Annotated in this window: 8 protein-coding genes; 2 read left to right on the plus strand and 6 right to left on the minus strand. The window is 51.7% G+C overall.

What is annotated here, in order from left to right; translation table 11 throughout:
• Positions 1-168: 168 nt before the first annotated feature.
• The 6 genes from BXA07_RS28085 to BXA07_RS28105 form a co-directional block, all read right to left on the minus strand.
• A complete protein-coding gene (locus tag BXA07_RS28085; protein ID WP_076572996.1) occupies positions 169-1,683 on the minus strand; it encodes an LPD1 domain-containing protein in 1,515 nt (504 codons plus the stop codon).
• A 23-nt stretch (positions 1,684-1,706) separates the two neighbouring features.
• Complete coding sequence (locus BXA07_RS28090; RefSeq protein ID WP_076572997.1) at positions 1,707-2,264, minus strand: hypothetical protein; 558 nt, start codon at positions 2,262-2,264, stop codon at positions 1,707-1,709.
• Between the two features lie 104 nt (positions 2,265-2,368).
• On the minus strand, positions 2,369-2,842 hold the full coding sequence (locus BXA07_RS28095; RefSeq protein ID WP_139335828.1) for a hypothetical protein: 474 nt from the start codon (positions 2,840-2,842) through the stop codon (positions 2,369-2,371).
• 141 nt (positions 2,843-2,983) lie between these two features.
• Entirely contained in the window at positions 2,984-3,229 is a 246-nt protein-coding gene (locus BXA07_RS28100; RefSeq protein ID WP_076572999.1) for a hypothetical protein, read from the minus strand.
• Between the two features lie 202 nt (positions 3,230-3,431).
• Positions 3,432-3,599, minus strand: coding sequence for a hypothetical protein (locus BXA07_RS30995; protein WP_170909760.1), 168 nt, complete (start codon positions 3,597-3,599; stop codon positions 3,432-3,434).
• Positions 3,600-3,678: 79 nt separating this feature from the next.
• Positions 3,679-3,978, minus strand: coding sequence for a hypothetical protein (locus tag BXA07_RS28105; protein ID WP_076573000.1), 300 nt, complete (start codon positions 3,976-3,978; stop codon positions 3,679-3,681).
• 585 nt (positions 3,979-4,563) lie between these two features.
• Here BXA07_RS28105 and BXA07_RS30585 point away from each other — a divergent pair.
• Both BXA07_RS30585 and BXA07_RS28110 read left to right on the plus strand, forming a co-directional pair.
• Positions 4,564-4,881: a hypothetical protein gene (locus BXA07_RS30585; protein ID WP_139335829.1), complete on the plus strand. Its 318-nt coding sequence runs from the start codon at positions 4,564-4,566 to the stop codon at positions 4,879-4,881.
• A 34-nt stretch (positions 4,882-4,915) separates the two neighbouring features.
• Entirely contained in the window at positions 4,916-5,242 is a 327-nt protein-coding gene (locus BXA07_RS28110; protein ID WP_076573001.1) for an H-NS histone family protein, read from the plus strand.
• Positions 5,243-6,000: the final 758 nt, after the last annotated feature.

Genomic DNA, 6,000 nt, shown 5'->3' on the forward strand with positions numbered 1-6,000 from the left:
CCTTCTACAACTATCACCATAGGAATCACGCAATGCGCGAACTGACCATCGACGAAATCACGATGGCCTAAGCTATACCAACAGCGGCCGCGACTTTCTTAGTCGCGCCGCTGGCGCTGGTGGACCAGTGCAAAGTACCGCCCGTAGCGAAGCCTTTGCCTAGTTCTTTTAGTCTGGTGCAACTATCGCCTGTACAAGTTCGGCATGCATATCATTTAACAACTCACGCTCGCAGTCAACAGGATAGGGACACGCAATCGACTGGCTGAGCTTGTAGTCTGCAGCTAAAGTTCCGTGGACAAGCGCCGGATTGCGACGGTCCAACTTGGCGAGTGAGTCCTGGACGTACGCCTCAAAGCTTCGTGCGAATAGCTCGGTTGTCTCCGTCCAGTAGCCACCGGCACGGTGCAACGCTGCAATGCGCTTGGCCTGCTGAAGATACAGGCAATACGGATCCGTCATAAAAGCCACTATGGCCGATATTCGCCTAACGATTTCCTTGTCCTTGGAAGAGAAGTTTGGGCCGTACTGGAAATAGTCATAGTGCTGTGAGAGAAAAATATCAGACCCGGAGCGCTTCCCGACCCTATGATCCAATGCGTGGCCGAATTCGTGAGCCAGAGCACCGAATCCGTTACGATAGGTCTGATTGATCACGCGCAGCCCCTTCTCGTAATGCGCACTAGCCGCAGACAGCCCGGCACCGCGCGCGCCAATCGCCAGCGCGAGGCTCTCGCCGTGGAATGGAAGGCCAAGCCACCGACGCTTCATCCCGAGCACGTCCGCCATGTCAGCAAGGCCATCAAAAGTCTGGTTTAGCCAGCGCTGGCGGTCTTTAGTGGGGACGCTATTCCCAAACTGAATCGCTCGAAGCCCAAAGGCCTTCATCAACTCGTCGGGCGTGATGTCCGCCCCGTTCCTGTGGTCTGGACCAATACGCTCTACACTCGAAGCCGCGCGTGGGCGGCGCGGAATAAGTTTTGTTGATCCTGATACTTCTCGCGCCTTAGCAATGGCCGCTTCGCGAGCAGCTTCGAGTACCGAAGCCTCATCTGGATAGGCGGTGTCGACGATGAACTTATAGACATCGCCTTCCACCTGGGAGACACGCCAGGTCAGATCGCCCTGGAGCTGAACCGGGACGATTGAGGTCTTCCACGCTGCGTCCGATTCTGGCCACCCCAGTTTCCACAGCCAAATGGCCATCGCTGACAGACGCACTGTGGCAGGCCCGGGCCCCTTTAAGGTTCGCTCACCGCCAAACCCTGCCGCCCAGTACACTATGTTCCGTTCTGCGACGGGGTGGCAGTCTGCCTTTGAGAGTTGTAGCACCTCGCGCAAACGATCCGAAACCTTGCTCAACTCCACAACCTCGTTCGCTTCTTCATACATGCGGCGCAGGATAGCAACTGCTGCCCGGTATGCTTCTTGCCAGCGCTCCGCGGTGAATCCACGAATGCCGGCGGCGCGGGGCCGATTGCGAATGCTCTGGTAGCCAATGAATTTTCGCGCAACTAGCTCTCGCGAATGACCGGCTTGAACCATGGCCAGCCAATCAGGCTCAGGCCAAATGTCCGCAAGCGTGATTGCACCCGTCGCGCGCTGCTCCTGGGAAGCGACCAGGTGTTTTCGAGCATAGGGAACAACCTCTCCCGCGTCCTGAAGAAGAGAAGTATTTGCCATACTATTTTCCTCTGTGCCGCAAGTTAGTTCTGCACCTTGGTGACTTCAATTACCAGCGGCTCTCCGCCCTCTGCCGGGAAGGTGAATTTGCCATGGTCGCCGACGATTGATATGGTCTGGGATATCTGCTGGTGACTAATGCGAGGCAAATCGAGAGGCAAAAGCGATCCAACACCTGACACCTTAACCGAACCGTCCAATTTATCGCTGCTCAAGTTTAGATCGAAGAGCGTATTATCACCTTCAACTCTTGCCTTAACTTCAAGCGACTGTCCAGCGGTGAATTCCTGTGGAACGCCGTAGCTGCATACTACGGCATCGCACTTGGACACGAGGCCGACTGGTAGTTTGTTCAACGTTCCCATGGCGTCAAACTCCGCCTTGGGGATAGTGCTGGTATCGACCAAGAGACGAATTGCCGTCTTCTCTGCGCTGAAGGCTGGTTTGCTGTCATCGGCAACGACGACCATTTGCGTGCGCGCCGACAAGCCATCCTTCCACGACATATTGACGTTGTAGCTGGCGGCTTGTCCTTCTGCTACGAGGCCCATCGACAGGATTGCGAATGCTATTAATTTCATAGTTACCTTTTCTGAATTCACACTAGGCCGGGCACAAAACCCGCCCCCTATAACTCATGCCGCATCGAGTGCGGCTATGGGTGCTACTGTGGAGTTTCCGATTACTAGCGTTTAGAATCGCGCTTGATGATTTCGACAGCTTTTTCGTTACCCGCATCAGCTGACTTCTCGATCCACAGCATTGCTCCATTTTTGTCACCAGCACGGGCCAGGTTGAAACCTTGGTAAAGCATAGCTTCGGGCATTCCTTTGTCGGCCAAAGGTGCAACGCGATACGCCTCCGTTTCTGGATAGTTTTTTGCTAACCACAGAGACGCCTCATCCTGGCCATTTTTGGCTAGTGCTTCCATGGTCGGTCGCAGAGAATCAGCCTTTTCCTGCATCGCCCACTTACCCAACACGTCGCCACCGATTTCGGACAGTCCCAAAATCGCCAAACCGATGGCGAGTATTTTGATGACGGTCTTCTTGGACACAACGAATTTTCGCGTCTGGCTTCCATCCCGATCAAAGCAGGCGATTTCAAAAACTTTTTGGTTGCCGTTACGCGACGGGCTTTCAATTACTGCATTATTCATGTTATCGGATACCCCAATGACGAAGCCAAGCACCACGCCTAGCCCTCAATACCTTTGCCGCATCGAGTGCGGCAAAGGTTGCTACGGTGGCATAGGTGCGCCAGCGGAAGGCATACGGGAGCCACCAGGCCACGTTCCTAGTTAGGCAGAGGCAGCTGGCCTGCTCACGCACGACTGTTCGATCTTGGCAACCAGCTTGTCGCCGTCCTGGTGTGCTTCGGCCACATACGACTTGCATACGGTGCCATCTGCTTTTTGAGTGGTCGGCAAGGCGATCTCATTGCCGTCGATGGTGATGTGCTCCAGAGACAACAAGCTATCCTTTTCGGCAGCTGACGTACCCATCGCGGCAACACAGGTCAAAATTACGAACAAGATTTTTTTCATGATTTTCGCTCCGCTTTCGCGGCCTTTCAAAGCTTCCATCTACCGGGTGGTATGGTGGCGCCAAGTGGCGTTTTGTTTTCCTGACTAGAAATCTTGCCCGCGCTTCAGCTCGCGGAATTTGGCGCCAGATACTCGCTCCGTGAGCAAAATTTCCCGATTACTGCCGAACGTTGTGGCACGCATGCCAGGATGGGCAAGAGCGTTATTTTTTCAGACCGGTACTAGCCGCCGACATACTGCTGCCCGCCACTACTGACATCTTTTTCGGCTTGGTGAAGAGCACCAGTGGATTGATCGCGTCGATCAGCGGCGACAAGATGCGATAGGCAACCAGGGCAGCAAGGACAGCAACAAAAAGTTCGATATTCATAGATTAAGACTTTTCAAGAATTTGCCAGCAACAGGCTGGCTATTGGGCTCCGCCAGGTGCTCAGTCATGAATTTCCAGGCTATTTGGACTGCGCTGGAATTTCTGCCAAAACGCGTTTCATGCCATCCTGTGCAAGCGGATAGAAAACCGCACCGTGTGAGGCGCTAGTGCAAACCAAAACCACATCCTGGTCAACAACGAGGGTATCGCCCAGTTTCACCACCTTGTCGGCATACACGCACTTGCTGGCATCGTGCGCAGCAGCCAACTTTGGATAATCGCTCGATGTACCGTTGACGGTTTCGACAACATAGGTGTCCGCAATAGCGGTAGACATGCAAACTGTCAGGAGGGTAGTAGTCAACAATTTCATTTTCATTTTTCAATCCTTTTTAGTCCTCGGCTTCCAGCCGATGCGGTGCGGCCATGTGCCAACGGTAAGTGTTACCGACTATTGACGGCGTTAGGTGCCAAAAATCAAGGTGATTTAACGACGATTCCGCATGATGTGTATAGCGCACGCATCAGCACTGAATTCTTGCGTTTCGAAGTCGTCAACGATATCTCGCTCGTCCGCAGTGAGGGTTACAGACTGCCCCATACTGTCAAGATGCTGTTGGACTGATGTGAAGTAGTTACTTGATGTCTGATTCATGATCTCTCCTTGTTTAAAATAAATGTACAGTCGCTGGGATTAGCCGACGACAGTTTTCTCGGAAGAGCGTATCAGCTTAAAAGCATTGCGCAAGTTGCCCTCCAGCGGCCATCTAAGAATCAAGATAGATTAGAATGCCGCATGCACCGATGCTATTATCCCAAAATCAAAAATTATGATGTGAGGACCTCCTCCGATAAAATGGCCGAAAACATGCCAAACGAGCAAGAAAGCTACAACTCACATCGACAAGGACCCCTCGCAAATAATTGCTGCTTTTATGGCAAACTTATTTTTTATGGAATCTAAATGAAAAAAATTGCAATTCTTATGCTTGCGGTTGTACTAAGTGCGTGTGGAAACAACGGGGGAGAGTTTGAGGGTAAGTGGGTCGAAACAAACGACGGAACATCCCTGATGTCGATTGAACGCAATAACAATGAATTCCTGGTAACAATTAGCGACAGCACGGAACCCGCCGATGCCTTCACTCCAATCCCTGCGACTCTGAAAGACGGAAAACTCTTCTTGGAAAGATCGGGCGCGACGGTCACTTATGTGAAAGCAACAAAAACCGCAGTTGTCAGCAGTATGTTGGCAGGAGCAGAATTTAAACGTGCCCAATAATTAACAACAGTATTATTGCAAAAAAGGAATTACTATGACCGACCTGAGCAACTATTCGTTGGATCAACTCAAGGATCTGCAAACCCAAATCAAAAACAACATTGCATCCCGCGAGAAGGATGCAATCGCGAATGTCCAGCAGCAAATATTGACTCTTGCCGAAAGCGTTGGCATGACAGTCGCACAACTCATGAACATCAAGGGAAAAAAAACGGGGAAACCCGTGAAAACCGTGGAGCCTCGCTACCGCCATCCCGATAGCCCTGAACTGCAATGGACTGGCCGGGGCCGTAAGCCCCACTGGATCCAAGCATACATCGACACGACAGGCAACGATCTGGATTCGCTGCTGATCAAGTAAAGGTGAATCGCATAGTGAAGGGCCCATACCAGGTACTCCGCTATGCCGAAGTGCCCTCAGCATAAATAGCAGAGTAGGAGTAGGTTCGCGAAAGCGACCCTACTTCTACAACCGCAGCATCCGCTGCGCCAGGCTCATTAGCTTGCAAGTACGAATTGTTAGTGTAGAATTGACCTGTCGCCATGCGGCATTGTCGTTACTCCCGACTCCTTCATGCACCCGTGCATTGACGAGTTCAAAAAACTCCCCATTTTTTCATCACCGCCTTGCGGTAAAACTGTTCGCTTTCGAACTTCAAACACCTGTCAACCAGTAGCGTCGTCGGAACTTCTGCCGGCACGGATGGAGGCTCCGGAACAAATTCTAGGAGCCCCTTATGAAATATAAATAGCCTACCTCCATCATCTGGGTTGGTTTCTCAATCCGAGCCCTTCGGAAATTCTTCAAGTACGGCCTGGTTGAGCGCGCGATATGGAAATTATTAATCGAATAATATTGCTAAAATCTTCCTCGTCTCAAACTCAAAGAAAACTCCTCAGCATTTTCTACAGTGCGACTTTCAGTCGTCGAGCAGCCTATAGCTGTTCAAAACAGTTATTGCCATCCACGGTATGATCTTGACCGGCTCCAATTACATGGATCGGACACTGTCGCGCGCGTAGGTGTCAAGACCCGCTTGATTATAAACACGCTTAACGAATAATTCCGGCTTTTTCGCCTGCCATTTCTTCATCGCCTGAATCGGCGTTTCGTTATTC

This window comes from Janthinobacterium sp. TND4EL3 (genome assembly GCF_900156175.1).
GTDB lineage: Bacteria > Pseudomonadota > Gammaproteobacteria > Burkholderiales > Burkholderiaceae_D > Janthinobacterium.